Below are 25,028 nucleotides of genomic sequence, written 5' to 3'. Positions count from 1 at the left end.
TCATGTCCGTGCGCACCCCTGACCCCGACCCCGAACCGAATGACGGTCTCGGCGGTTTCGGCGACGGCTCAACCGGCGGGAACCCGGGCTGGCTGACCGATGTCGAGCTCGAGGAGGCGCGTCGCCGGCTTCCCATGCTCTACGTCGAGGCCATCCCGGTGCGCACCGACGGATCAGGGCAGGTGACCGAGATCGGCATCCTGCTGCGGTCCACCCCGATGGGGGAGATGACCAGGACGATCGTGTCCGGCCGGGTCCGCTTCGGCGAGACCATCCGCGATGCGCTGTTCCGGCACGTCGAGAATGACCTCGGGCCGATGGCGTTCCCGTTGCTGCCGCCGCAGCCGCTGCCGTTCACGGTGGCCGAGTACTTCCCGATCCCCGGGGTCAGCGCGTACCACGACGACCGGCAGCATGCGGTGTCTCTGGCGTTCGTCGTGCCGGTCACCGGCACCTGCGAGCCGCGTCAGGACGCGCTCGAGGTCACCTGGTTCCCGCCGGAGGCCGCTGCGTCCGACGCGGTTTCGGCCGAGATGGAGGGCGGCCGAGGCACTCTGATCCGCCTGGCGCTCGCGAACCTGGGGCTGCTCCGCTAGCGAGCACCGTCCGCGTGTTCAGTCGCGCAGGCGCGCCGCCAGCGCATCGAGCCGGACGCTGTCGACACCGGCAGCGCGAAGGTATGCCCGGACATCCAGTTCCGCGATCCAGTCGCGAAGCACCGCGACACGATCGGCGATCCGCTTCTCGATCTCGTCGTCGCTGAACATCGGCTCGACGTATCCGCCCTGCCCGGGGATCGGCGTCGCGGGAAGGTCCCGCGCATGGCGCCGGCTCGCCTCGCGGAAGGCGGCGGCGTAGTCATCGGCGATCGCGTCCGGCGCGGCGCCGGTCAGCGCGAGCAGCATCGCCGAGATCATGCCGGTGCGGTCGCGTCCGCCCGCGCAGTGCACGAGCACAGCGCCCTGTGCATCGGCGATCGCGGTGAAGACGGCGGCAGCCTTCTCCGGATACATCTGCAGGTTGTCGGCGTACGAACGAGGGTGATCGAGCCACGGGCCGCAGACCCGCATGAACTCCGCGTCGTCCGGGTCCTCGGTCGGCGCGTGCACGATGTCGACGCCGGCGGAATGGTCGTCAGAGAGCTGCGGATCCGTCTCCCGCCGTTTCCGCTCCGGCTCGTTGCGCAGATCTATCACTGTCGAGACACCGGCACCGCGGAGCGCGGTCCAGCCGGCGTCAGTCAGCGTCTCCGGGCGCCCCGAGCGGTAGACGCGACGCGCAGCAGTGATGCCGCCGTCCGCCAGCGGAAGGCCACCGAGATCGCGTAGGTTGAACGCGCCCTCCCAGTCGGTCATCAGCGGGTGAGGCGCGCGAGCTCAGCGACGAAGGCGTCGACGTCTGACTCCTCCGTGTCGAATCCGCACATCCAGCGCACCTCGTTGCGCGCGGCATCCCAGTCGTAGAACCGGATCGATTCGCGCAGCGCATCGGCGATGCCGTCGGGCAGCGTCGCGAAGACGCCGTTCGACTGCGTCGGCTGGGTGAAGGCGACGCCGTTGATCGCCCCGTCCGCGATCCCCGCCTCGATCGCGCCGCGCAGACGCTGGGCCATCGCGTTGGCGTGGCGGGCGTTGCGCAGCCACAGGTCGCCCTCGAGCAGAGCGATCAGCTGGGCCGACACGAAGCGCATCTTGGAGGACAGCTGCATGTTGAACTTGCGCGAATAGATGAGACCGTCGGATGCTTCGGGGTTCAGCACCACGATCGCCTCGCCGAGCATGGCGCCGTTCTTGGTGCCGCCGAAGCTGAGCACATCGACGCCGACGTCGCTCGTGAAGGCACGAAGCGGCAGGTCGAGAGCGGCGGCGGCGTTGGAGAGCCGGGCGCCGTCGAGGTGCAGCTTCATGCCGCGCTCGTGCGCATGATCGGCGATGGCACGGATCTCGTCGGCGGTGTACAGGGTGCCCAGTTCGGTCGACTGCGTGATCGAGACCACGAGCGGCTGCGCACGGTGCTCATCGCCCCAGCCCCAGGCCTCGCGGTCGATGAGCTCGGGGGTGAGCTTGCCGTCGTCGGCGGGGACGGTGAGCAGCTTGAATCCGCCGATGCGCTCGGGCGCTCCGCCCTCGTCGACGTTGATGTGCGCGGTGGATGCCGCGATCACGGCGCCCCAGCGCGGCAGCATCGACTGCAGCCCGGTGACGTTCGCGCCGGTGCCGTTGAACACCGGGAAGGCCTCCACGCCTTCGCCGAAGTGCTGCTGGAACACCTCCTGCAGGCGGGCCGTGTAGAAATCCTCTCCGTAGGCGACCTGGTGGCCGCCGTTCGCCGCCGCGATGGCCGCGAGGACCTCGGGGTGGATGCCGGAGTAGTTGTCACTGGCGAAGCCCCGGATCGCGGGGTCATGCTGGATGCTCACTGCACAAGCCTATTGCCCGGGCGGGACCGCCCGGCCCACGGTGCGAGGGCTCGAAGGAGAGCACGAACTTCGCAGAATCGCAGCAGCTTCGCAGGAATGCTGCGATTTCCTGCGAAGTCAGTGACGTTCTGCGAGAGGGGGCGACCACGACAGAGACGAAGGGCACTACCGGATGTCGGAGCCCCGATCTACGCTCGAACCTGTGACCGATACCGCAGATTCCGCGGGCACGACCCGCGAAGCCGCAGGCCCCTCAGCACCGGGTGACCCGCGCACGCGTGCGTTCGCCAATGTCCTCGTGAACACCCTCATCGCCAATGTGACGACGAGTTTCCTGTGGTTCGCCCTCACCTTCTGGGTGTACATCGAGACCCAGTCGGTACTGGCGACAGGCATCATCGGCGGCGCGTACATGCTGTTCGTCGCCTTCTTCGCGATGCTGTTCGGCACGATCGTCGATCGGCACCGCAAGCACACCGTCATGGTGATCTCCAGTGTCATCTCCGCCGGTGCCTTCCTCATCGCTGGCGTGCTCTACCTCTGGCAGCCCGAGTCGGCTCTGCTCGACCTCACCGGTCCCTGGTTCTGGTTGTTCTCGGGGGTCATCCTCTTCGGCGGCGTGATCGAGCAGCTGCGCAACATCGCGCTGTCCACGACCGTGACCCTGTTGATCCCCGAAGAGAAGCGGGCGAACGCCAACGGCCTGGTCGGCACCGTTCAGGGCATCGCCTTCATGGTGACGAGCGTGTTCTCCGGGCTCTCCATCGGCTTCCTCGGCATGGGGTGGACCCTCGCGATCGCGATCGGCGCGATGGCGCTGACCTTCGCGCACCTGTTGTTCGTGCGCATCCCCGAGGGGGCTCCTGAACCTGATCCGAACGCATCGAGCGCACTCGACTTCCGCGGCAGTGTCCAGGCGATCCGGCTCGCGCCCGGCCTGTTCGCGCTCATCATCTTCTCCACGTTCAACAACCTCATCGGTGGCGTCTACATGGCCCTGATGGACCCGTATGGACTCACGCTGTTCTCCCCGCAGATCTGGGGCATCGTCCTGGGCGTCTCGTCGACCGGCTTCATCATCGGCGGCGCGATGGTGGCGAAGTTCGGTCTCGGCAAACGGCCGATGCGCACGATGCTGCTCGTCGTCATCGCGATGGGGCTCCTCGGCGCGGTGTTCATGATCCGCGAGTGGTGGTGGCTGTTCGCGCTCGGAATGCTCGTCTACATGGCTCTGATCCCGCCGGTCGAGGCCGCGGAGCAGACGGTGATCCAGAAGGTCGTGCCGTTCCAACGTCAGGGGCGGGTGTTCGGAGTTGCCGCCGCGATGGAGGCGGGGGCGGCCCCGATCACGGCTTTCCTGATCGCTCCGATCGCCGAGTTCCTGATCATCCCCTACATGAAGACACCGGCAGGGCAGCAGCAGTGGGCATGGCTGCTCGGCGAGGGTGAGGCCCGCGGGATCGCGCTCATCTGCCTCTTCGCCGGGCTCATCATGGTCGTCGCCGCGACGCTCGCGTTCTTCACCCGTTCGTATCGCAAGCTCACCGATCTGTATGCGCACGCGCCCGAGCAGGAGATCGACGCCGGCGAGTCAGACGCCGCCGAGGCGACGGATACCGCAGGTGCAAGTGCAGGCGCAGATGCAGAGCGGGCGGATCGCGAGCGCCTGTTCGATGCGCCGCCGCCCGTCCGCGGTCAGGCGCCGGACTACCGGGGTCCTCGAAGCTGAGGTCGCTCAGGCGTCGAGGTCGATGATCCGGTCGTTGAGTTCGGTGGCGTCGTCGTCCCACAGCCCTGCGATCGCGTGCGCCAGAGACTCTGAATCGAGCGCCTTGGCGCGGAACACGACGGATGCCGCGCGCAGCGGCTCTCCGGCATCCCTTGCCGTCTTGGCGAAGCCCTGCGCGACGGCGCGCGTCCACGCTTCGCTCGCGGCCTTCACCGCGGCGTAGTTCGCGCCGCCGGCCAGCGGGCGAGCGACGGCGGTCGATGAAACGATCGCGAAACGACCGGCCTCCGCTGCGCGAAGCGCTGCGTCGAAAGCGCGGCTGGTCGCACGAACTGCCTCCAGTGCGGGCAGCAGCGCCAGGAAGTCTTCGTCGGACTGTCCGGCGAGTCCGCCGCCGCCGCGCCAGCCGCCGACCAACGGCACGAGGGCATCGACGGTGCCGAGGCGCTCTGCCAGCGCCGTCATATCGGACAGCGAAGTCGCATCAGCGACCTCGACCTGCGCGCCTGCCGCATGCAGCGGCTCCAGGCGTGCGGCCGAACGGCCCGTGGCCACCACGCGCGCCCCGGCAGCGATCAGGGCGCGGGCGACGGCGAGACCCGAGTCGCTTGTCGCGCCAGCCAGCACGATGGTGCGTCCGGAGACGCCTGCAGCATCCGATGCGTTCATGAGTTCACTTTCGTGGATCGATGCGACTTCGGCGGCCGATCCCTGAGGATGTGGCCGCCGAAGTCGTTCAGGCTGGTGCGTCGACGTGAAGTCTTCTCAGTCGTCGGTGCCGCGGATGCCGACGGTCGATTCGATGACCGGCTTCATCTTCTTGTCGAGGGCCTCGAAGAACATCGACAGCGGGAACTCGTCGTCCAGTACGGCGTCGGTGAAGCCCTTCGGTGCGCCCATCAGGACCTCGTCCGACAGGCCACGAGCCCACGCGGATGCCGGGTGGGGGGTGAGCACGCTGCGCACCAGGTCGTACGCGGCGAGCCAGTGCGACGTCTTCGGGCGGTCGATCGAGCGCCAGTAGAGTTCGTCGATCGCGTCACCGAGGGCGACGACGGCATCCGGCACGCCGTCCCAGTCGAACGCGAGTTGCGTGTCGGTCCAGTGCAGCACGCCGCGCTGGTGCAGCCAGGCGAACAGGAGCTGGCCGCCGAGGCCGTCGTAGTTGCGCACCCGCGAACCGGTGATCGAGAACCGGAAGATCCGGTCGAAGATGACGGCGTACTGGGCGAGGGGAGCGTGCTCGAGCATCTCCTGCTCGGCTGCCGTGAGCTCCTCGCCGTTCGAAACGCGCGCCGACAGCGAGCGCTGGATCTTCACCGACTCGCGGAACGCGGTCAGGTCGCACCGCAGCTCCTCGAGCGAGTAGAGGAAGAACGGCATGCGCTGCTTGATCATGAAAGGGTCGAACGGCAGATCTCCGCGCATGTGCGTGCGGTCGTGGATGATGTCCCACATCACGAAGGCCCGCTCGGTGAGCGCCTGATCGTCGAGCATCGCTGCGGCGGCGGCCGGCATCTCCAGCTTCGTGATCTCCGCCGCTGCGCGGGTCACGCGGCGGTACCGGGCGGCCTCGCGGTCCTGGAAGATCGCGCCCCACGTGAAGGTCGGGATCTCGCGCATCGCGACGGTCTCCGGGAACAGCACTGCCGAGTTCGTGTCGTAGCCGGGCGTGAAGTCGACCAGGCGCAGCGAGAGGAACAGCTTGTTGCCGTAGTCGCCGGCTTCGAGCTCCGCGATGAAGTCCGGCCAGATCGCCTCCACGATGAGCGCCTCGACGAGGCGGTCGCTGGAGCCGTTCTGCGTGTACATCGGGAACACGACCAGGTGGCGGATTCCGTCGACGCGGTGCAGCTGCGGCTGGAAGGCCACGAGCGAGTCGTAGAAGTCCGGAACGCCGAAGCCGTCGGCAGCCCAGCGGTCGAAGTCGACGACGGATGCGGCCAGGTAGTCGGCGTCGTGCGGGAAAGCGGGCGCGAGTGTGCGGATGCCGGCCGTGATCGCGGCGACGAGCTCGCGTGCTGCGGCGTGGTGCGTGGCATCCGGAATCGAGCCGTCCTTGGTCTGCAGCTCGCGGATCGCGATCGCCGCGTCCTTGAGCTGGATCCAGGCGGCGGATGCTTCGACGAGGGAAGCGTCCTCGACGACCTCGGGTTCGCCGATGAAAGCGTTGCTGTGGGTGGTGGTGAGGGACATCGGGACCTCCGATCGCTGAATGCAGGAAATATTCCGGCGATTGCCGGTAACTACAGTTATTATTCCATGCATGGATGATCCTGTCGACCACGCCATCCTCGCTGCCATCTCCCTCGACGGGCGTGCCACGCTGTCGCAACTGTCGGATGCCGTCGGGCTCTCGGTGTCGGCCGTGCAGTCGCGCCTGCGCCGCCTCGAGACCCGCGGTGTCATCGCCGGTTACCGGGCGATCCTCGATCCGGAAGCGGTCGGAACACCGCTGTCGGCGTTCATCGAGATCACGCCTCTCGATCCCGCTCAGCCGGACAACGCCCCGGAGCTTCTCGAGCACCTCACCGCGATCGAGGCGTGCCATTCGATCGCCGGCGACGCCAGCTACATGCTCTTCGTACGGGTCGCCTCGCCGCGGGCGCTGGAGGAGCTCGTCCGTGACATCCGCCTCTCCGCGAACGTCAGCACTCGCACGACCGTCGTCCTGCAGACCTACTACGAGCACCGCCCGCTCGTGACGGCCGAAACGCCGTAGGCGATCACAGCACGGCGCCGACCATCGCCTCCCCGAGAGGGGTGCGCAGGTGCAGCATCCTGGCGCCGTCGCGTTCGCTTCCGATGAGCCCGGCCTCGCGGAGCACGGTGAGGTGATGGGATGCCGTGGATACCGCGATGCTCGTGTCCTCGGCGACCTGAGAGGTCGTGCGTACGGTTCCGGCGCTCATCAGGATGCCGGCGCGAGCGGGGCCGAGCAAGGCGCTGAGCGATGCCGCGACCTCGACCTGATCACGCGCCCACCCGGCGGTGACACCGCGTGCCGGATAGAACAGCGTCGGTTGCGCCGGCGGCTCGGTCAGCACCATGCATCCCCACGATGACATCACCGACGGCACGAGAACGAGCCCGCTGCCCTGGCAGTCGACCTGCTCGCTGTGTCTGCGCAGCGAGACGCGTACGGCACCGTCGCCCCAGCTGACCTTGGGGTGCAGGTCGTTCGCCATCCCCGAAAGACCATTCGTGGCGATGGTGCGCGCCCGTACGGCGATGTCTGCGCGCAGCAGTCGTTCGAGCTGCGGCCACACCGGTGCCAGCGCGGCATCCCAGACTTCCGACCAGGCGTCGGCGATCATGCTCCTCGCTCGCGCGGGGTGCTCCTGCATGCCACGCAGCGCCTGCTGTCTGGAGCCCGAGGAACGCTTCACCATCTTGCCGAAGTCGACCCTCATCGGCTCGAGCGCTGTCTCGCGGAGCGCGGCGAGTTCGGCGTCGGGTGTCATGTCCCAGCGAGGAGTCGCAGTCAGGAAGTCCGGCAGATAGCCGTCGTCGCCGATGACGGCCACGAGCAGACCGAAGCTGTCCCGGGGGAGGCGGTCGCGCACCGCGCGCAACCAACCCCATTGCAAGGGGTGCTGCTCGGGTCGCAGCAGGATGCGCACGGCATGCGCCAGCTCGTGTCCGGGGGAGATGCCGAATCGGACGGCCTGGATGTCGCCGGGGCTCAGCTGGAACTCGACGCGGTGGTCTGGATGCTCGACCCCTTCGATCGGGCCCTTGTTTCGATCCACATCGAAACTCTAGGCCGCCATTCTCACGCTGTCGAGACTGGGCACATGAACAGCACATCACTTCCTCACGGGGTCGTCGCCGGAGCTGACATCCGGATAGGCGCGGGCCGAAGCCGCAAGTTCGTCGGCGATGAGCACGGCGCCGACGTCTCGTACTTCTACGTGGAGAATCAGCCGGGCGAAGGTCCGGGTCTGCACTGGCATCCCTATTCTGAGACCTGGGTCGTCCTTGAGGGCACCGCCCGGGTCACCATCGGCGAGGAGACATTCGACGCCGAGGCCGGCGACACCGCCACCGGTCCGGCGTACGTGCCGCACTGCTTCACCAATGTCGGAGATGGGCTGCTGCGCATCATCGGCATCCACGCATCAGCCACCATCATCCAGACGTTCCTCGACGAGGACTGAGAAACAGGAGAACCAGATGTCGTTCCAGGCATACCTCGACAACATCGAGACCAAGACCGGCCTCACCCCGCGGCAGTTCATCGAACTCGCCACCGAGAAGGGGTTCGACGCGAGCACCAAGGCCACGCCCATCATCGCGTGGCTGAAAGAGGAGTACGCGCTCGGGCAGGGCCACGCCATGGCACTCGTGCACGTGATCACGAAGGGGCCGCATATCGGCGACAAGCACGTCGGAAGAAGCGGCCCGCACGGCGACAAGTCCGACACGCTCTGGCTCGACGGCAAAGACAGCAACCCGAACCCCTGATCCCGCACCGGAGGAGCGCGAACATGGCAGTACGCATCGACCTGAACATCTCACTCGACGGATTCGCGTCGACGACCGACCAGACGCCGGAGAACCCGTTCGGCGACGACTGGGGGCGCCTGGTCGCCGCCTATGTCTCGACCAGGACGATGCGCGAGCGCGTCCTCGGCGATGCGTCGGGCGCCGGCACGACGGGCGTCGACGAGAAGTACGCGAGTGGATACTTCGAGGGCGTCGGCGCCGAGATCATGGGAGCAGGGATGTTCGGGCTGCAGGCGAACCCCGATGATCCGGATTGGCGTGGATGGTGGGGCGACGAGCCGCCGTTCCATGCGCCGGTCTTCGTGCTCACGCACACGCCCCGCCCCGCGATCGAGATGCTCGGCGGTACGACTTTCCATTTCCTCGACGCGACTCCTGAGGAGGCGCTCGCCCGCGCGACCGAGGCCGCGGGTGGCAAGGACGTGCGGATCGGCGGCGGCGTCGAGGTCGCGCGCTCGTTCATCGCGGCACGTCTCGTCGACCGTATCCATCTCGCGGTGGTGCCGATCGTGCTCGGGCGTGGACAGCGCATCTGGGACGATCTGCGCGGTCTCGAGAACGACTACGACATCAGCAGCGAGGTCGCCGAGAGCGGCGTCACGCATGTGACCTTCACCCGGCGCTGACCGCGGCGCACGCCGGATCGACGCGTTTCGTCAGCCCGGGGTCGCTCAACGACCGGAAAGGATGCTGCCAGTAGGATTCCCTGCGTGGCAGCATCCTCCCAGCGTAAGAAGAGCACGAGCCCGAAGCGCACGCCGAACCGCACCAGCGGCAACCCGGCGCGGCGCCCTGTCGTGGAGGCCGGACCGGTCACCGTCCGCGACTGGATAGGGGCTGCCCGTCTGCGCACCCTGCCGCTCGCCGTGGCCCCGGTCCTGATCGGAACGGGGGCTGCCCGCAGCACCGGCCCGGAGTTCCACTGGGTCATCGCGCTCGCCTGCCTCGCGGTCGCGGTGCTGCTGCAGATCGGCGTCAACTTCGCGAACGACTACAGCGACGGCATCCGTGGCACCGACGCGCAGCGCGTGGGTCCTGCCCGGCTCACCGCATCCGGACGCGTTCCGGCGAAGCGCGTGCTCGCCGTCGGCCTCGTCTTCTTCGCGCTCGCCGCAATCGCGGGGCTCGCGATCGTGATCCGCACCGGGCAGTGGTGGATGCTCGCCGTCGGCGCCGTGTGCATCGCCGCGGCGTGGTTCTATACCGGCGGCAAGCGCCCCTACGGTTACTACGGCCTCGGTGAGGTCTTCGTCTTCGTGTTCTTCGGTCTTGTCGCAACCCTCGGCACGACCTGGGTGCAGATCTTCGACCTGCCGCAGCAGGCGTGGGTGGGAGCGATCGCCGCCGGCCTCTTCGCGTGCGCCGTGCTGCTCGCCAACAACCTCCGCGACATCGACCAGGACCGCGCGGTCGGCAAGCGCACGCTGAGCGTGCTCATCGGCCGCCGGGCGACCCAGGTGCTGTACACGGTGTTCGTGCTGGTGCCGTTCGGCCTCTCCAGCTTCCTCGCGCTGCTGTTCCCGATCGCCTGGCTGGCTCTGCTGGCTCTCCTCGCCGCGCTCCCGGCGATCGCCATCGTCTGGTCCTACCGCAAGGCGCAGGAGCTGGTCATCGCCCTCGGACTGACGTCGCTGGCGGCGCTCCTCTACGCGGGCGCGCTCTTCTGGGCGTTCGTGGGCTGATCCGTTCGGCGCCCTTCGCGCGTCGACCAGGACAGGGGACGCAGATGGTCGCCTCATCCCCTTCAACGCGACAATGTTCGTCCCCTCGTGCCGAGGCGCAGCTGCGAGGGGGTCGCAGATGGCCGCTTCCCAGTGGTCCACGCGACAATGTGCGTCCCCTCCCCAGGGGAGGTTTGTCAGTGCTGCAGCGTGATCAGGTGCGGTCGGCCGCTTCGTCTTCGGCATCCTCGTCGCGCTGACGGTCGGCCGCGCGTGCGCTTCGGCGCTCGTGCAGTTCCGCCGAGGCGCCCGACAGGGGTGCACGCAGGAAGAGCAGCGAGATGCTGGTGCCGATGAGGGCGGCGAAGATCGCTGCGAGCCACCAGAATTCGCGGAAGATGGGGAAGAAGAACCACAGGATCGCGAGCGGCACGAGGAACGCGAGCAACCGCAGCACGGTGTAGACGAGGAGGGGTGGCAACTTCACCTGACCAGTGTACGTTCGCGTTTCTATGCGTCGAATCCGAGCCGTGAGAAGGGAATGCCGCGGACCACGCGACGCCACGGATGCTCGCCGAGCGACCACAGCAGCCGGGCCTCCAGATCGAGTGCGAGATCTTCGCAGCCGACCGGCAGCGCAACGCTGTCGCGTTTCAGCGAATCGCGGCCTCCGCTCCACAGGACGCCCGCTCGCATCCCGTCGGACTGCGAGACGAGGTAGCGGTCGCCCCAGCGCACGGCGCCCTGCATGCTCGGGATGCCGGGGGAGAACTGATCCAGGCGATCGAACCGCCCGTCCGGATCTTCCGGAATCGAGAACTCGCCGATCCGCCCGTTCTCGTCGTCGCGGTACTCGCCGATGAGAACGCGGCGCAGCGGCTGGCCGGCATCATCGAACACCCGACCGAGGTAGGAGCATCGCAATGGCACTGGATGCACGCGGGAACGCACCGCGACGAGCGCGACCGCCCGCCGGCCCCGTCCCCGCGCGCCGGCCAGTCGCCGCGCGAGCGGACCGCGCACGCGGCGGAGGTCGGAGAGATCGAACTCCCAGATGCCCTGCCCGGTGGCGGCGGCGAACAGTCGATCGCCGAACCAGGCGAGACCCCCGGCATGGATCTGCGCGGGAAGCAGCTCGCCATCGGCGTCTTCGATGGCGAGCGCGACGTCGCGGTGACGCGAGCGCTCCAGATCCACGAATGCGATACGGGATGCGAGGTGCTGGCGCATCCGATCCTGCCGGAACCAGCTGACGGCCAGCGTGCGCCGCCCTTCCCAGATGCCGAGATCGATGCCCTGGGGATACCACTTCGTCGTCCAGGAGCGCGCGGTCAGCCACCGCAGATCGACGGTGCCGCGCAGCTTCTGCCGCATCGGACGCCAGGTCGATCCGAAGGGCCAGAGCATGCTCCCATCGTCGCTGATCCGCATTCGGATTGCACATTGCGACGAGGGAGCATGCCGGCGCTCAGCTGCTGCGACGGATGGACCGCACGCCGACGATCAGCCCCACCACAGCCACCGCGATCGCTGACACCGCACCCCATAGCACGGTGCTGCTGCCGAGATCACCCGCGAACAGCGCCCTTTCGGCCTGCACGATCCAGTTCACCGGATTCACCGATGCGACCGCGCGCATCCATGCCGGGCCGTCATCGAGCGGCATGAGCATGCCAGAGAGGATCAGCAGCGGGAAGATCAGCGACTGCTGCACGCCCCAGAAGAGCCATTCGCGATCTTTCGTGGCCAGCGCCAGCGAGTACGACAACGAGCCGAGACCGACGCCGAACACCGCGAGAAGTGCGAGCCCGATCAGGAGTCCGCCGACATGGATGGCGAACCCGAACGGCCAGGCGATGAGCACGATCACGAGCGCCTGGATGACGATCGGAGCGATCTCTTTCAGGGCGCGCCCGACCAGGAGAGAGGACCGCGCGAGGGGAGCGACCAACGTGCGCTCGTGCGAGCCGGTCATCATCTCGTACTGCAGGTTCGACCCGGTCGCGCCGGTGCCGAACAGCACGATCATCACGAGCACGCCAGGCACGAACCAGGCCAGCGTCTCGCCGGCGGGCTGCCCGGAGCTTCCGACGAGCAGCGGCCCGAAGAGGCCGAGGAACACCAGCGGCTGCAGCAGGCTGAAGATCAGCGTGAAGGGATCACGGACGACCGGCTTGAGCTCGCGGGCGAGCACGTTGCGAGTGTCGCGTGCGAGGTTCGGCCGGACGAGGGTTTCGTTCATGGTCATGACAGGACTCCGGTCTTCTCTGTTTCGGGAGCGGATGCTCCCGTGGATGATGCGGCCGTGAGGTCGTCCGCGGTGGATGATTCGGCTGCGCCTTCCCCGGCTTCGCGGAGTGTGCGTCCGGTGAGGGCGAGGAACACGTCGTCCAGGGTCGGGGGAACGCCGGTCGCGCTCCGCACGGTGATGCCGGCGGCGTGGAGCTCGCGGATCACGATCGGGAGGAGCTGATCACCGTCGGGCACCGCGAGCGAGAGGGAGGCCTCGTCGAGGGTGATGTCGGCGTTGCTGAGCCGTGCGACGATCGCCCGTGCGCGGGTCGCGTCTGCGGCATCCGCGAATCCGAAGGTGAGCACGTCGCCGGCGAGCGTCGCCTTGAGCGCGGTGGCGTCGTCGTCGGCGATGATGCGTCCCTTGTCCATGACCATCACCCGCTCCGCGTAGCGGTCTGCCTCCTCCAGGTAATGCGTGGTGAGGAACACCGTGGTGCCGTGCTGGGTGCGCAGGTCGAGGATGTGGTCCCAGAGGTTCGCCCTGCTCTGCGGGTCGAGACCCGTGGAGGGCTCATCGAGGAAGATGAGCGGCGGCGCGTGCATGAGACCGAGGGCGATGTCGAGCCGGCGCTTCTGTCCACCGCTGAGCTGCTGCACCGTACGTGTCGCGAAGCTGCCGAGATCGAGCGATTCGATCAGTTCGTCGGCTCGGCGGATGCTGTCGCGCCGCGACATCCCGTAGAACGCACCCTGGCTGAGCAGTTCGTCACGGACGCGCTGGGCGAAGCTGCCGCTGGTGAGCTGGCCGACGTACCCGATCCGAGCTCGTACGCCCGCGGCATCCGTGCGGATGTCGCGTCCGACGACCCGTGCCGTCCCCGAGGTGGGCGGGATGAGCGTGGTGAGCATCCGCAGGCTCGTGGATTTGCCGGCGCCGTTGGGCCCGAGGAACGCGACGAGCTCGCCGCGCGTCGCGGTGAAGGAGACGTCGGTGACAGCCTGCACCGAGGTCTTCTTGGCGGTGAAGACCTTGGTCAGGCCCTCTGTTTCGATGATCGGTTGATTCGTCATGGATCGACAGTAGAAAGCAACCAGGACAGATCCTGTCCGCAATGTCTGGCAATCTGTGAACATGTCCGACACCACCTCTCGCGCACTCGCACTGCTCAACCTGCTGCAGACGCACCGGCATTGGCCGGGGACCGAGCTGGCCGGACGCCTCGGTGTCACCGAACGCACAGTGCGCCGCGACGTCGACCGGCTCCGCGAACTCGGTTACCGCGTCGAATCGACGCCCGGCGCTGCCGGCGGGTATCGCCTGGAGGCGGGCAGCGCGGTGCCGCCGCTGCTGCTCACCGACGACGAGGCGGTGACGATGGCGATCGGCCTCCGCGTGGCGGCGACCCAGCAGCTCGTCGGCGGTGCCGAGGTCACGCTCACCGCGCTGGCGAAACTCGAGCAGGTGCTGCCGGCTGCACTCCGGCGTCGGGTGAACGCGCTCGCTGCGTCCGTGCAGCCGACGCGCATCGGCGACAGCCCGGTCGTCTCCCCGGAGGTCATCGGCGAGATCGCGCTTGCCGCCCGTGACAACGAGAGGCTGCGGCTGCGCTATGTCGACGCAGCCGGCGTCGAGAGCATCCGAAGGGTGGAACCGCAGGTGCTCGCGCCCGCCGGTCGCAAGTGGTATCTGCTCTGCTGGGATCTCGATCGCGACGACTGGCGTACCTTCCGCATCGACCGGATCGAGTCGGTCGAGCACACGCGAGCCCTGTTCGTACCGCGCGACATCAGCGAGAAGGAGATCGAGGAGCGCATCCTCGTCGCTTCGTCGTGGTCGCCGCAGAAAGTCGAAGTGGACGCCGTGATGGACCTGCCGCTCGCGAAGATGCAGGAATGGTTCGGCGTCTGGTCCCAGGGTGCGAGTGCCGAGGGGGAGACGCGGACCCGGTGGCCGGTCGGCGGCTCGGACTGGCGCGAAGCGATGTACGCACTGCTGTGGATCCCGGCGGGAGTGGAGTACGTCACCGACTTCCCCGAACCGGAGCGCGCCGAACTCCGCGAGGCACTGGAGCGGATGCTGCGCGCGATCGACGCCCCGACACCCAGCGTCCGCGGCTGATCGTCGATGTCATCGACCGACTCATAGGGTTATCCCAGGCAACGATCCTGGCCAGGCAGGTCACGGCCAGGTAACGTCATTCCCATCGCGGCGATCCGGGCGGTCCCGGGCCTCAGTTCATACCTGATGGCGTGGCGGGTTCGACTCCCGCCGTCGCGTCCACTTCGCAGATCATGCAGGGGATGATGGTTCCATGCCTGCTTCTCATCGCCCCGGTCTGCGGATCTCGGCGGGGCTCACGATCCCCGAATCCGAGTTGTCGTGGCGATTCTCGCGCTCGTCGGGTCCCGGCGGACAGAGTGTGAACACCGCGGACTCGCGGGTGGAACTCGTCTGGGATGCGGCCGGTTCGACGGCCCTCTCGCCGATTCAGCGCGAGCGGCTGTTCGAGCGGCTCAGCGGTCGTCTCGTCGGCGGCGTGTTGACGATCGTCGCTTCCGAGCACCGGGCGCAGGTGCGAAACCGTGATGCCGCACGGGATCGGCTCGCCACGATCGTGGCCGAGGCGCTGCGCCCGCCGGCACCGCCGCGCCGACCGACCAAGCCGAGTCGAGGCTCGAAGGAGCGACGGCTGAAGGCGAAGCAGCAGCGGACCGACGTCAAGCAGTTGCGCCGGAGGCCGCGCGATACGTGATTCAGTCCTTCCCGCCCCGCACGAGTTCCAGCCCGGCGCCGGCGAACTGACGCAGCGTGGCATCCGGGAGGAATGCCCGGGTGAGCGCTCCGCCGATGCGCGTCAGATCGCTCTCGTCGCGGAACAGCAGGTACATCGTCTCGTACCGCGGATTGAACTTCTGCTTGAACTTGTGCAACGACCCGAATCCATACACCGGCTCGAGAGACTCGGCGAGTTTGTCGCTGAGCGCAGCGATCATACCGGCATCCGGCGGGTAATCGTGGGCGAGTGGAGCCCCGGAGAGTGACATGATCTGCGCGCCCTCCTCGGAGAACAGCTTCGCCGAGGAGCCGATGAGGAACTCCATCACCGGACCGAATCCGCCGTCTCGGCGTCGCATGAGGTCGAGCGTCCAGCCGTGCACCGATCCGTCGCTCCCGTAGACCGGAAGCCACGACAGGAATCCGTCGACATCGCCGTTCGGGGCGACAGCCAGTGCCAGCCGCACTTCCGGGTCTTCAGCCTCATCGAGGGTGCCGAGAGTGAATCGCATCTCCGGAAGGTCCTTGTCGCCGACCCATGCCTCCGAGATCGCACGCAGTTGCTGCCGCACGCCCCACGTCTCGTCTTTGAGGTGCGTCATCCGGAAGGTCATCTCCTCGCGCCCCGCGCGGTTGAGGGATGAGCGCACCGAGTTCCACTGCTTGCCGGTGAAGGCGAGACCGGGCAGGTCGACGATGGTGTCGTCGGCGACGACGATGCTGCGCCACGACGATGGCACCGCAGCGCGGGTATCCGCATCGGCGCTGAAGAAGCACGGCACAAGGCCGGCGTGCTCCGCCATGCGGATGAACTCCTCGACCGCCTGACCACGCGTCTCGGCGGGGCCGATGGGGTCGGCGAGCGCCAGCGCCACCCCGCCGCGCCGTTGGTATGTCACGATGCCGTGCTCGGTGCGGGCGTAGCTGTTGCCTTCCCACGTCGACATCCACGACAGTGTCCCGCCGCCGTGCGCGTGCAACGCCGCCTTCACCTCATCGATGTCGGGAGAGGGCTGCAATCCGAGGGTGGAGGACCGGCGCGCGCGGAACGCGCGACGCACCCAGATCAGGTAGATGAGAACCAGCAACCACAGGAACCCGCTCCCGAGTGCGAGTTCGGTCTCGCCGTCGATCTGAGCCTCGATCCGCGCCTCGCTCGTGATGATGATCGCGGCCAGGATGAGTGCCGCCACGAGTACGTTGAAGACGCTGAGGATGATCGCCAGCACCCACGACCAGCGACGGCCGCGGCGCAGGCCGTTCACGACCATGAGGATCACGACGGTGTCGAGAGCCACGTCGATGAATCCGCCGGATGCCGGCTCGGTCGGACCGAAGGGGCCATCGGTGGGGACGAGGATCGTGATGATCTGCGTCACGCCGAGAACAAGCACCGCCATCACGGCGATGAGGCGCTGCTCGCGCACGGTGGTCCGCCGGATGCGGAGCGTCCTGTCGACGACGAGGATGAGCAGCACGGCGAGCAGATGCTCGAGGTCGGCGATCGCTCCCCAGAACAGCATCGCGACGAACACGAAACCCAGCAGGATGAGCCAGCCGCGCACCCGCCACGGCGGACGGAACAGCCCGATCGCGGCGGCGATGCACGCCATCGTGCCGCCGGAAGCACCGACATCGAGCGCGGTCGCCTGCACCTGCGCCCACTCCCACTGCAGCTGTGAGAAGAGGAGCAGAAGCAGAGCCGTGGCGAGGATCGCGAAGAGCTGCCCGATCCAGTAGTACGCCAGGGCCACGCGGGAGCCGCGCCGGAACTCTAGGTAGGCCATGCCCCAGAAGCCCGCGATCGTGAAGAGATAGACCCACGGCTGGTTCACGAAGAAGGTGCCGGTGAGGGGAGTCCACCACCGGCCGTCGGTGAGATTCGGAAGCCCGTAGGCCACCGCGCCGAACAGGTCGTTGCGCTCGAACGGAATCCACAGACCCTGCCACACGATCCCGACGACGAGAATCAGCGCGACCATGGTCAGCGTGGCCGGAATTCGCTTCAGGAAGAGCAGGATGCTGTTGGGTGTGCGGGTGCGAGGCTCGCTCATGCGTTCAGCGTAGCGATGCCGCTTCCTTGCCGGGCGTCGTTCGGCGCGGCGTGTAGTGGTTCCACGCCGAGCGGAAGCCGATCCCCCGTAGGTGGCGAAGCCCGCTCCGTCGAGCAGCCCGACACCGATCCCGACGGCCACCGCCCACTCGAACGCACCGCCGCCGGCGATGATCATCGACCCCGCGAAGAGGCCGATGACGCAGGCGTTGACGACGATGAGCAGCATGGCCGAGCTGCCGATGAGGATACTGGCGCCGCGGCGCCGCAGAAATGAGTACGTCACCTTCATGCCGTCGAAGTCGTCGTACGTCGAGGCGAGGAAGACGTCGCGGACGGACGGGTCGAGGTCGACGTACGCACCGCGGAGTCTGTTCATCGCGACGACGTACATCATGTCCTCTTCGGACACGTTCATGACGCGGGTCTGAGTCATGAAACCGATGAGCGTGAGAAACCCCAGAATCGCGATCGACGCGCCCCCGAACCAGCCACGGAATTCCGATGCCTGGCCCAGGAGTCCGATCGTGACAAGACCGGCGGAGACGAGCGTGAGGAAGATCGTGATGCGAGTGAGCACCTCGCTCTGTGCGGTGCTACGCGCTGCCAGCAGGCCCCAATGCTCTGTCGCGAGTATCTGCGCGCGCCGGGCGAGGGCCGCATCCGTCTCGTTCGACCCGGGTGCGGCTTCCGTCTCCGTTTCCGGGAGGGGATCGCCGGCTGTCGGCGGCTGCTCCGGGAGTGAGCGTTCGCTCATATCGACATTGTGCACCCGGTGGGCTCCGGCCGATAGAGCGCAGCGGCGACCACTCATGACTCGCTGTGACGTCTGCTCGAGGCCGTTTCCCTGCCGTTCTTTTTCGGCCTGTAGCCTTATCGCCCGTATCACGCTGCCGCGACCCGTTCAGCGGCGCCCCCGATGAGTGAAGAGGTATCGCGATGGCGAAGACGACGAAGGCCGTGAAATCGGCGAACGCAGCCCTGGCAGCGGCGGCGGATGCCGCAAAGGACGCCAAACGCCTGAGCAAGACCCTTCCCAAGAAGGACGCGAAGAAACTGCGCGCCCTCGCCGACGAGGCGAAGGACGTCGCCAAGGCGCCGAAGAAGAAGGTGGAGCGCAAGCCCCGCAAGGTCGAGAAGAAGGCTGTCGCCGCCATCGGCCGCATCGAGAAGGCATCGGACAAGATCGAGAGCAAGCTCGCTGCCGCCGCCGCTGCGGCGAAGAAGGATGCGGCGAAGAAGGCCGCAGCGAAAGCGGGCAAGGCGGCGAAGTCCGCCGAGAAGAGTGTCAAGACGGACAAGGAAACCAAGGCAGCGAAGCCGGCGACCGCGTCAGTGCCGGCTCCGGTGACGTCGGAAGTCACGGCGGAGAAGGCGACGAAGCCCGTGGTCGCGACGAAGCCGGCGGCCACGACCAAGCCGGCGGCGAAGCCGGCTGCTGCGACGAAGCCGGCGGCAGCAACGAAGCCTGCGTCAGCGACCAAGACGGCACCGGCCACCAAGCCTGCCGTGAAGCCCACGACTAAGCCGACCTCCAAGCCTGCAGCAAAGCCCGCCGCCGCACCCGCAACCCCCAAGGCCTCCACAGATCTCGCCGGCCTCACGGTCGCCGAACTGCGCGCACGGGCACGCGCCGCAGGGCGCACCGGCTACTCGAAGCTCACCAAGGCGCAGCTGCTCGCTCTGCTGTCCGCCTGATCGATGACAGCGCAGGAGTATCTCGACCGGACGGATGCAGCGCCGGCACCACGGACGCTGATCGACGTGCTGCGGGAGACCGCACGGCGGTTTCCTGAGGCCTCAGCGCTGGAGGATGCCGCCGGTGCGCTCAGCTACTCCGAGCTGCTCGCCAGCGTGTGGCGCACCGCCACCCGGCTGAGCGTGCAGGGTGTGCGTCGTGGCGACCGCGTCGGTGTGCGAATGCCGTCGGGGGATCGCGAGCTCTACCTCGCGATCCTCGGGATCATGGCGGTCGGCGCCGCCTACGTTCCGGTCGACGCCGACGATCCGCAGGAGCGCGCGGATCTCGTCTTTGGTGAGGCCGGTGTTCGCGGCGTCATCACCGGAAAGGGCGAGTACCGAGCACGCCACGACGAATCGCGAGCCGAGCCCGCAGCATCCGGCGGCCTGTTCGACGGCGCCGACCCGCATCCGAACTCGAGCATGACCGCCACGGTGCCGCCGCCGACTCTCGAGGATGACGCCTGGATCATCTTCACTTCGGGTTCGACAGGTGTGCCGAAGGGCGTCGCCGTCAGTCATCGTTCAGCAGCGGCCTTCGTCGACGCCGAGGCGCGCCTCTTCCTGCAGGACGCACCGCTCGGTCCTGGCGACCGCGTGCTCGCCGGCCTGTCGGTCGCGTTCGACGCCTCCTGCGAGGAGATGTGGCTCGCCTGGCGGCACGGCGCGTGCCTGGTGCCCGCTCCGCGTGCGCTGGTGCGCTCGGGCGAAGACCTCGGCCCGTGGCTGCTCGGGCATGGGATCACGGTCGTCTCGACCGTGCCGACCCTCGCCGCGCTGTGGCCGCAGGACGCGATCGAGAACGTCAGACTGCTGATCTTCGGTGGCGAGGCATGCCCGCCGGAGCTCGTCTCCCGGCTCGTTGCCGAGGGGCGGGAGGTCTGGAACACCTACGGCCCGACCGAAGCCACCGTCGTCGCCTGTGCGGCTCTCCTCGACGGCACGGGCCCGGTGCGCATCGGTCTTCCGCTCGACGGCTGGTCTCTCGCCGTGGTCGACGCCGATGATCGACCGGTCGCCGATGGCGAAGTCGGCGAGCTCATCATCGGGGGAGTGGGTCTCGCCCGCTATCTCGACCCGGTCAAGGACGCCGAGAAGTACGCGCCGATGCCCTCTCTCGGCTGGGACCGGGCGTACCGCTCCGGTGACCTCGTGCGCGCCGACGCGGCCGGGCTCCTCTTCCAGGGGCGGGCGGATGACCAGGTGAAGGTCGGCGGGCGGCGCATCGAACTCGGTGAGGTCGAGTCCGCGCTGCAGGCGTTGACGGCCGTCTCCGCGGCGACCGTCGTGGTCCAGCGGTCCGAGGGCGGAGTGTCGCTGCTCGTCGGCTATGTCGTCCCGACCGATGGCTTCGATCGGCAGGTCGCTCGGGCCGAACTCGCCGAGACGCTCCCCGCACCCCTGATCCCGCTCCTCGCCGTGATGGACGATCTCCCGGTGCGCACCTCCGGCAAGGTCGACAAGGCAGCGCTCCCGTGGCCGCTCGTCGACACGGACGCCGCGGACTCCACTCTCTCCGGCACGCAGGCGTGGCTCGCCGAGCAATGGGTCACCGTGCTCGGCATCCGTCCCACCGACGAGAAGGCCGACTTCTTCCAGCTGGGCGGAGGGTCGCTGGCCGCCGCGCAGTTGGTCTCCCGCATCCGTGCTCGCGCCCCGGAATTCACGATGGCAGACGTCTACGATCTGCCGCGTCTCAAGCAGATGGCGGATGCGGTCGACGCGGCGTCGTCCGACGAAGACCGTTCCGATTCGTTCAGCAGGGCACGCCCGACTCCACGGGTCATGCAGTGGGTGCAGACCATCGCCGGGGTGCCCCTCTTCATCCTCGCGGGCCTTCGCTGGGTCACCTGGCTGCTGACCGCGAGCTGGCTCCTGCGGCTCGTTCCCGGCTTCGATTTCCTGCCCACGGCGCCGGTGTGGATCATCGCCGGTGGCCTCCTGCTCTTCGTCACGCCATGGGGCCGGATGGCGGTCTCCGCCGGGCTCGCCCGCCTGCTCCTCCTCGGGTTGGAGCCCGGCGACTATCCGCGGGGCGGCGGCGTGCATCTGCGTCTCTGGCTGGCCGAGCAGGTCGCCCACCAGATCGATCCGGTGGGTCTGGCCGGGGCGCCGTGGGTCTCGTACTACGCCAGGGCGCTGGGTGCCAAGATCGGCCCGAACGTCGATCTGCACACGCTTCCTCCGGTGACCGGCATGCTCGATGTCGCCGAGGGAGCGGCCATCGAGCCCGAAGTCGACCTCACCGGGTACTGGATCGATGGCGACACGGTGCGCGTCGGCGGCATCCGCATCGGCGCGAACGCCACTATCGGCTCGCGCAGCACCCTCGCGCCGGGTACCAGGATCGGCCGCGGCGCCGAGATCGCGCCTGGCTCCGCCGTCTTCGGCAGGGTGCGCGCCGGACAGCGCTGGGCAGGGTCGCCGGCGGCACGCGTCGGCGGCACATCGAAGCCGCTCGCCCCCGCGCGTCCGCCCGCGCGTCGCCGCTGGCTCTGGGCGTACGGGCTCTCCTCCGCTGCGCTGGGCCTCCTGCACTTCGGCGCCTTCGGCGTCGGGGCGCTCGTCATCGCGCAGGGAATCCGGGGTGCGACGTCGCTGGCTTCCGCGATTCCCGGCGCATTGTTCTGGCTGATTCCGGCTGTCCTCGCAACCGGTGTCACCTTCGCCGGCGCGGTGCTGCTCTTCACCCGACTGCTCTCGATCGGCCTGACCGAGGGAGTGCATCCCGTTCGCGGACGGGTCGCCTGGCAGGCATGGACGGTGGAACGCCTGCTGGATTCGGCGCGCACGCTGCTGTTCCCGATCTACGCCAGCCTGTTCACCCCGGTCTGGCTCCGGATGCTGGGGGCACGCGTCGGCCGCGAGGTCGAGGCATCCACCGTCCTCCTCCTGCCGTCGATGACCACGATCGACGACGGCGCCTTCCTCGCCGACGACACGATGGTCGCCACGTACGAGCTCAAGGGCGGGTGGATGCGGCTCGCGCACGCCAGGATCGGCAAGCGGGCATTCCTCGGCAACTCCGGCATGGCAGGCCCCGGTCATCGCGTGCCGAAGGACGGCCTCGTCGCCGTGCTGTCGGTGGCTCCGGAGAAGTCGAAACCGGGTTCGTCCTGGCTCGGATCTCCCGCTGTGCGCCTGCGCCGGGTCGTGAACGACTCCGACCTGAGCCGCACCTACAAGCCCCGCACGTCTCTGCGTGTGGCTCGGGCGCTCTGGGAGGCGTGCCGCCTCATCGCGGTGTTCGTCACGTGCGGTCTGGGCCTCGCCGTCTTCTTCGTGCTCGCGGCACTGATCGACAGCTGGGGGCTCGTGGCCGCCGGCGTGCTGTCCGGCTTCGTGATGCTGCTCGCCGGTGCCGTCGCTGCCGCCGTCTCGACGATCGCGAAATGGGCGTTCGTCGGGCGGATCCGCCCCGGTGAGCATCCGCTCTGGTCGAGTTTCGTGTGGCGCACCGAGGTCGCCGACACCTTCACCGAGATGGTCGCGGCGCCGTGGTTCGCCAACGCGGCCGCCGGCACACCCGCCCTGGCGCTGTGGCTGCGCTCGCTCGGCGCGAAGATCGGTCGCGGCGTCTGGACCGACAGCTACTGGCTGCCCGAACCCGATCTGGTGACTCTCGGCGACGGGTCGACGGTGAACCGCGGATGTGTGGTTCAGACGCATCTGTTCCATGATCGAGTGATGAGCACCGACACCGTGACACTCGAAGCCGGCGCCACGCTCGGGCCGCACAGTGTGATCCTGCCTGCGGCGACCATCGGCGGCAACGCCACGGTCGGCCCGGCCTCACTCGTCATGCGCGGGGAATCGGTGCCGATCGGCAGCCGATGGAGCGGCAATCCCATCGGCCCCTGGCGTGCGGTGAAGGTGCGCGCGTACCAGGCGGACCACTCATGACCGGCGACCCGTACACACCCCAGTCCGGTGATGCGAACCTCGACGTCGCGCACTACGACCTGACGCTCGACTACAAGGTGAGCACGAACCGCCTGGCCGGCGTCGCGGTGATCCGCGGGCGGGTCATCGCATCCACCTCGTCGCTGTCCTTCGACCTCGTCGGCATCCGGGCGAGCAAGGTGCTCGTCGATGGTCGACGACCCGCATCCGTCCATCAGAGCGATCGCAAGCTGCGCATCTCGCTGGCTGGTCCGCTGGCGGCGGGTGCGGAGTTCACCGCAAGCGTCACGTATGCCGGTGCGCCTCGACCCCGGCGATCGCGCTGGGGAACGATCGGTTGGGAAGAACTCGAAGACGGCGTGCTCGTCGCTTCCCAGCCCACCGGAGCTCCGACCTGGTTCCCCTGCAACGACGTGCCGTCCGACCGGGCGACCTACGTGCTGAAGGTCACCACCGACTCGGTCTACACGGTCGCATCCGGGGGGAGCGCTTCGCGAGCGGTGCGCGGCGGCAAGACGACCTGGACGTTCGAGCGGGCTGCTCCGACACCGACGTACCTCGTCACCCTCCAGATCGGCAGATACACGACCGAGGCGCTCGACCTGGGGAAGACGAAGGGCGAGGTGCACTACCCGCGCCCGCTCGCGAGCAGGGTCCACGCGGACCTCGCCGACCTGCCGCGGATGATGGCGGTGTTCGAGGAGTCGTTCGGTGCCTACCCGCTCCCGGACTACACCGTCGTCGTCACTCCGGATGACTTGGAGATTCCGCTCGAGGCGCAGGGGATGGGCATCTTCGGCGCCAACCATGTCGACGGTGCCGGCGGATCCGAACGTCTCATCGCGCATGAGCTCGCACATCAGTGGTTCGGCAACGGCGTCGGGTTGACCCGGTGGCGCGACATCTGGCTCAACGAGGGTTTCGCCTGCTATGCCGAGTGGATCTGGTCCGAGCGATCCGGTGGACCGAGCGCGCACGCCAAGGCGCTCGCCCACCACGCCCGGCTCGCGGCGCTTCCGCAGGATCTCGTGCTCGGCGATCCGGGACCCGATCTGATGTTCGACGATCGCATCTACAAGCGCGGCGCGCTGACGCTCCATGCGCTGCGGCTCACGGTCGGAGACGTGCTCTTCTTCGAGATCCTGCACCGATGGACGACACGGTTCCACGGGAAGACCGTGACGACGACGGATTTCCGGGTACTGGCTGAAGAAGTGACGGGCCGGCCGCTCGCCGCGCTGCTCGACGCATGGCTCGAGGCGGAAGCGCTCCCTGCGCTGCCGGCGACGGCGCTGTCGGTGGAGCCTGCTCCGGTCACGGGGATGGTGCCGCAGCAGCCGACATCACCGCAACGCTGACGACGAAGCCGGCAGGTCCCGGCGCCGGGGCCACTTCGACCGGAGCATCTCGCCCCGGCATCCGCACCGCGAGTCCGCCGGGGAGCACCTTCGGGACGACGTCTTCGAAGCGCACGTCGGATGGCGGCACCTGCAGGCCTCGGCCGTCTGCCTTCAGCGCCGCCTCGATCAGCGTCCACCCGCGCAGCGTCGGGGGCGGGTGCGGGGCGAACAAGGGCGTGAGGTCGGCGAGGGCGGTGTGCTCGGATGAGGTCACCCGTTCGATGTCGACGCCGATCGCCGATATCCCGTCCAGCCGGGCGGCGGCCGCGACGACCATGTCGCCGGCGTAACTGACGCTCACACCGAACCGATCGCCGAGCACGCGGGGACGACCGTGATCTCCTCCGCAGCGCTCGCAGACGCTGGAGATGCGGATGCCGTCCAGCGGCGTGAGGGCGGAGAGAACGTCCGCCAGCAGCGCACGGCCGGTGGCGAATCGGGTGGCGCGAACCGGGTCCATGGCCTTGTGCCGTCGCTGCTGGGACTCGCCGAACTGTGCGACCGCCTCTCCGGAGCGCGTGGCGACGTCGGTCCAGGCGAGCCGGACCGGGCCGATCGTGCTCCGTTCGACGGTCATCCTCCCAGCGTAGGTCGCGGGCGCTG

23 protein-coding genes and 1 tRNA gene are annotated in these 25,028 nt (G+C 68.2%); 13 read left to right on the top strand and 11 right to left on the bottom strand.

Annotated elements, in window-relative coordinates; genetic code table 11:
• The first annotated feature begins 2 nt into the window (after window positions 1-2).
• A complete protein-coding gene (locus tag MRBLWH12_RS10070) occupies window positions 3-596 on the top strand; it encodes a DUF4916 domain-containing protein (protein ID WP_341978217.1) in 594 nt (197 codons plus the stop codon).
• A gap of 18 nt (window positions 597-614) precedes the next feature.
• On the opposite strand, the gene MRBLWH12_RS10065 is transcribed toward MRBLWH12_RS10070, so the two are convergent.
• Entirely contained in the window at window positions 615-1,355 is a 741-nt protein-coding gene (locus MRBLWH12_RS10065) for a tyrosine-protein phosphatase (RefSeq protein ID WP_363548587.1), read from the bottom strand.
• Window positions 1,355-2,419 carry a threonine aldolase family protein gene (locus MRBLWH12_RS10060; protein WP_341978221.1) on the bottom strand — a complete coding sequence of 355 codons (1,065 nt, stop codon included), beginning with the start codon at window positions 2,417-2,419 and terminating at the stop codon, window positions 1,355-1,357. Before MRBLWH12_RS10060 ends, MRBLWH12_RS10065 begins: the two co-directional genes overlap by 1 nt.
• A gap of 172 nt (window positions 2,420-2,591) precedes the next feature.
• On the opposite strand from MRBLWH12_RS10060, the gene MRBLWH12_RS10055 reads away from it, so the two are divergent.
• Window positions 2,592-4,148 carry an MFS transporter gene (locus MRBLWH12_RS10055; RefSeq protein ID WP_414684964.1) on the top strand — a complete coding sequence of 519 codons (1,557 nt, stop codon included), beginning with the start codon at window positions 2,592-2,594 and terminating at the stop codon, window positions 4,146-4,148.
• A gap of 6 nt (window positions 4,149-4,154) precedes the next feature.
• Here MRBLWH12_RS10055 and MRBLWH12_RS10050 read toward each other — a convergent pair whose 3' ends face one another.
• On the bottom strand, window positions 4,155-4,817 hold the full coding sequence (locus tag MRBLWH12_RS10050) for an SDR family oxidoreductase (protein WP_363548584.1): 663 nt from the start codon (window positions 4,815-4,817) through the stop codon (window positions 4,155-4,157).
• Window positions 4,818-4,913: 96 nt separating this feature from the next.
• Window positions 4,914-6,344, bottom strand: a complete 1,431-nt coding sequence (locus tag MRBLWH12_RS10045; RefSeq protein ID WP_363548582.1) for a DUF6421 family protein — start codon at window positions 6,342-6,344, stop codon at window positions 4,914-4,916.
• Between the two features lie 70 nt (window positions 6,345-6,414).
• Between MRBLWH12_RS10045 and MRBLWH12_RS10040 the strand changes: the two genes are divergently transcribed.
• Entirely contained in the window at window positions 6,415-6,870 is a 456-nt protein-coding gene (locus MRBLWH12_RS10040) for an Lrp/AsnC family transcriptional regulator (protein ID WP_341978227.1), read from the top strand.
• A 4-nt stretch (window positions 6,871-6,874) separates the two neighbouring features.
• On the opposite strand, the gene MRBLWH12_RS10035 is transcribed toward MRBLWH12_RS10040, so the two are convergent.
• Window positions 6,875-7,900: an ArsR/SmtB family transcription factor gene (locus MRBLWH12_RS10035; RefSeq protein ID WP_363548580.1), complete on the bottom strand. Its 1,026-nt coding sequence runs from the start codon at window positions 7,898-7,900 to the stop codon at window positions 6,875-6,877.
• Between the two features lie 45 nt (window positions 7,901-7,945).
• Here MRBLWH12_RS10035 and MRBLWH12_RS10030 point away from each other — a divergent pair, with 45 nt between their 5' ends.
• The 4 genes from MRBLWH12_RS10030 to MRBLWH12_RS10015 all read left to right on the top strand — a co-directional run bounded on the left by MRBLWH12_RS10030 (window position 7,946) and on the right by MRBLWH12_RS10015 (window position 10,339).
• A complete protein-coding gene (locus MRBLWH12_RS10030) occupies window positions 7,946-8,308 on the top strand; it encodes a cupin domain-containing protein (protein WP_363548578.1) in 363 nt (120 codons plus the stop codon).
• 16 nt (window positions 8,309-8,324) lie between these two features.
• Window positions 8,325-8,615, top strand: coding sequence for a DUF4287 domain-containing protein (locus tag MRBLWH12_RS10025; protein ID WP_363548576.1), 291 nt, complete (start codon window positions 8,325-8,327; stop codon window positions 8,613-8,615).
• Window positions 8,616-8,638: 23 nt separating this feature from the next.
• Window positions 8,639-9,283 carry a dihydrofolate reductase family protein gene (locus tag MRBLWH12_RS10020; protein ID WP_341978236.1) on the top strand — a complete coding sequence of 215 codons (645 nt, stop codon included), beginning with the start codon at window positions 8,639-8,641 and terminating at the stop codon, window positions 9,281-9,283.
• Between the two features lie 84 nt (window positions 9,284-9,367).
• Window positions 9,368-10,339 (top strand): 1,4-dihydroxy-2-naphthoate polyprenyltransferase, encoded by a 972-nt coding sequence (locus MRBLWH12_RS10015; protein ID WP_341978238.1) that lies wholly within the window; start codon window positions 9,368-9,370, stop codon window positions 10,337-10,339.
• Window positions 10,340-10,532: 193 nt separating this feature from the next.
• Here the strand turns inward: MRBLWH12_RS10015 and MRBLWH12_RS10010 are convergent, their stop codons facing one another.
• From MRBLWH12_RS10010 to MRBLWH12_RS09995, 4 genes are all read right to left on the bottom strand, one after another.
• On the bottom strand, window positions 10,533-10,805 hold the full coding sequence (locus MRBLWH12_RS10010; RefSeq protein ID WP_363548573.1) for a DUF4229 domain-containing protein: 273 nt from the start codon (window positions 10,803-10,805) through the stop codon (window positions 10,533-10,535).
• Window positions 10,806-10,828: 23 nt separating this feature from the next.
• Window positions 10,829-11,725: a hypothetical protein gene (locus MRBLWH12_RS10005; RefSeq protein WP_363548571.1), complete on the bottom strand. Its 897-nt coding sequence runs from the start codon at window positions 11,723-11,725 to the stop codon at window positions 10,829-10,831.
• A gap of 61 nt (window positions 11,726-11,786) precedes the next feature.
• Window positions 11,787-12,566 carry an ABC transporter permease gene (locus MRBLWH12_RS10000; RefSeq protein WP_363548569.1) on the bottom strand — a complete coding sequence of 260 codons (780 nt, stop codon included), beginning with the start codon at window positions 12,564-12,566 and terminating at the stop codon, window positions 11,787-11,789.
• On the bottom strand, window positions 12,563-13,624 hold the full coding sequence (locus MRBLWH12_RS09995; RefSeq protein ID WP_363548567.1) for an ABC transporter ATP-binding protein: 1,062 nt from the start codon (window positions 13,622-13,624) through the stop codon (window positions 12,563-12,565). Before MRBLWH12_RS09995 ends, MRBLWH12_RS10000 begins: the two co-directional genes overlap by 4 nt.
• A 61-nt stretch (window positions 13,625-13,685) precedes the next feature.
• On the opposite strand from MRBLWH12_RS09995, the gene MRBLWH12_RS09990 reads away from it, so the two are divergent.
• The 3 genes from MRBLWH12_RS09990 (at window position 13,686) to arfB (ending at window position 15,306) form a co-directional block, all read left to right on the top strand.
• A complete protein-coding gene (locus tag MRBLWH12_RS09990) occupies window positions 13,686-14,672 on the top strand; it encodes a helix-turn-helix transcriptional regulator (RefSeq protein WP_341978246.1) in 987 nt (328 codons plus the stop codon).
• An 86-nt stretch (window positions 14,673-14,758) separates the two neighbouring features.
• Window positions 14,759-14,834: transfer RNA gene (locus MRBLWH12_RS09985), tRNA-Met, on the top strand.
• 31 nt (window positions 14,835-14,865) lie between these two features.
• The gene (arfB, locus tag MRBLWH12_RS09980) at window positions 14,866-15,306 is read left to right on the top strand and encodes an alternative ribosome rescue aminoacyl-tRNA hydrolase ArfB (protein ID WP_407357802.1); all 441 of its coding nucleotides are present in this window, start codon (window positions 14,866-14,868) and stop codon (window positions 15,304-15,306) included.
• 1 nt (window position 15,307) lies between these two features.
• Here arfB and MRBLWH12_RS09975 read toward each other — a convergent pair whose 3' ends face one another.
• Window positions 15,308-17,383 (bottom strand): bifunctional lysylphosphatidylglycerol flippase/synthetase MprF, encoded by a 2,076-nt coding sequence (locus MRBLWH12_RS09975; protein WP_363551344.1) that lies wholly within the window; start codon window positions 17,381-17,383, stop codon window positions 15,308-15,310.
• Window positions 17,384-18,321: 938 nt separating this feature from the next.
• Here MRBLWH12_RS09975 and MRBLWH12_RS09970 point away from each other — a divergent pair.
• The 3 genes from MRBLWH12_RS09970 to MRBLWH12_RS09960 are packed head-to-tail and all read left to right on the top strand — an operon-like array spanning window position 18,322 to window position 24,383.
• The gene (locus tag MRBLWH12_RS09970) at window positions 18,322-19,080 is read left to right on the top strand and encodes a hypothetical protein (protein ID WP_363548564.1); all 759 of its coding nucleotides are present in this window, start codon (window positions 18,322-18,324) and stop codon (window positions 19,078-19,080) included.
• Window positions 19,081-19,083: 3 nt separating this feature from the next.
• Window positions 19,084-23,025, top strand: coding sequence for a Pls/PosA family non-ribosomal peptide synthetase (locus MRBLWH12_RS09965; protein WP_363548562.1), 3,942 nt, complete (start codon window positions 19,084-19,086; stop codon window positions 23,023-23,025).
• Window positions 23,022-24,383 carry a M1 family metallopeptidase gene (locus MRBLWH12_RS09960; RefSeq protein WP_363548560.1) on the top strand — a complete coding sequence of 454 codons (1,362 nt, stop codon included), beginning with the start codon at window positions 23,022-23,024 and terminating at the stop codon, window positions 24,381-24,383. The genes MRBLWH12_RS09965 and MRBLWH12_RS09960 overlap by 4 nt, the downstream gene beginning before the upstream one ends.
• Here MRBLWH12_RS09960 and MRBLWH12_RS09955 read toward each other — a convergent pair.
• On the bottom strand, window positions 24,340-25,002 hold the full coding sequence (locus MRBLWH12_RS09955) for a 4'-phosphopantetheinyl transferase family protein (protein WP_363548558.1): 663 nt from the start codon (window positions 25,000-25,002) through the stop codon (window positions 24,340-24,342). The genes MRBLWH12_RS09960 and MRBLWH12_RS09955 overlap by 44 nt on opposite strands.
• Window positions 25,003-25,028 lie beyond the last annotated feature (26 nt).

It is taken from the genome of Microbacterium sp. LWH12-1.2 (assembly GCF_040675825.1).
Lineage (GTDB): Bacteria > Actinomycetota > Actinomycetes > Actinomycetales > Microbacteriaceae > Microbacterium.
This window is presented reverse-complemented; position numbering and strand designations above follow the sequence as displayed.

Coding starts and splice junctions, on each gene's coding strand:
- MRBLWH12_RS10070 (WP_341978217.1), top strand. CDS start 3: ATGTCCGTGCGCACCCCTGACCCCGACCCCGAACCGAATGACGGTCTC.
- MRBLWH12_RS10065 (WP_363548587.1), bottom strand. CDS start 1,355: ATGACCGACTGGGAGGGCGCGTTCAACCTACGCGATCTCGGTGGCCTT.
- MRBLWH12_RS10055 (WP_414684964.1), top strand. CDS start 2,592: ATGTCGGAGCCCCGATCTACGCTCGAACCTGTGACCGATACCGCAGAT.
- MRBLWH12_RS10050 (WP_363548584.1), bottom strand. CDS start 4,817: ATGAACGCATCGGATGCTGCAGGCGTCTCCGGACGCACCATCGTGCTG.
- MRBLWH12_RS10045 (WP_363548582.1), bottom strand. CDS start 6,344: ATGTCCCTCACCACCACCCACAGCAACGCTTTCATCGGCGAACCCGAG.
- MRBLWH12_RS10040 (WP_341978227.1), top strand. CDS start 6,415: ATGGATGATCCTGTCGACCACGCCATCCTCGCTGCCATCTCCCTCGAC.
- MRBLWH12_RS10030 (WP_363548578.1), top strand. CDS start 7,946: ATGAACAGCACATCACTTCCTCACGGGGTCGTCGCCGGAGCTGACATC.
- MRBLWH12_RS10025 (WP_363548576.1), top strand. CDS start 8,325: ATGTCGTTCCAGGCATACCTCGACAACATCGAGACCAAGACCGGCCTC.
- MRBLWH12_RS10020 (WP_341978236.1), top strand. CDS start 8,639: ATGGCAGTACGCATCGACCTGAACATCTCACTCGACGGATTCGCGTCG.
- MRBLWH12_RS10005 (WP_363548571.1), bottom strand. CDS start 11,725: ATGCTCTGGCCCTTCGGATCGACCTGGCGTCCGATGCGGCAGAAGCTG.
- MRBLWH12_RS10000 (WP_363548569.1), bottom strand. CDS start 12,566: ATGACCATGAACGAAACCCTCGTCCGGCCGAACCTCGCACGCGACACT.
- MRBLWH12_RS09995 (WP_363548567.1), bottom strand. CDS start 13,624: ATGACGAATCAACCGATCATCGAAACAGAGGGCCTGACCAAGGTCTTC.
- MRBLWH12_RS09990 (WP_341978246.1), top strand. CDS start 13,686: ATGTCCGACACCACCTCTCGCGCACTCGCACTGCTCAACCTGCTGCAG.
- arfB (WP_407357802.1), top strand. CDS start 14,866: ATGCCTGCTTCTCATCGCCCCGGTCTGCGGATCTCGGCGGGGCTCACG.
- MRBLWH12_RS09975 (WP_363551344.1), bottom strand. CDS start 17,383: ATGAGCGAGCCTCGCACCCGCACACCCAACAGCATCCTGCTCTTCCTG.
- MRBLWH12_RS09970 (WP_363548564.1), top strand. CDS start 18,322: ATGGCGAAGACGACGAAGGCCGTGAAATCGGCGAACGCAGCCCTGGCA.
- MRBLWH12_RS09965 (WP_363548562.1), top strand. CDS start 19,084: ATGACAGCGCAGGAGTATCTCGACCGGACGGATGCAGCGCCGGCACCA.
- MRBLWH12_RS09960 (WP_363548560.1), top strand. CDS start 23,022: ATGACCGGCGACCCGTACACACCCCAGTCCGGTGATGCGAACCTCGAC.
- MRBLWH12_RS09955 (WP_363548558.1), bottom strand. CDS start 25,002: ATGACCGTCGAACGGAGCACGATCGGCCCGGTCCGGCTCGCCTGGACC.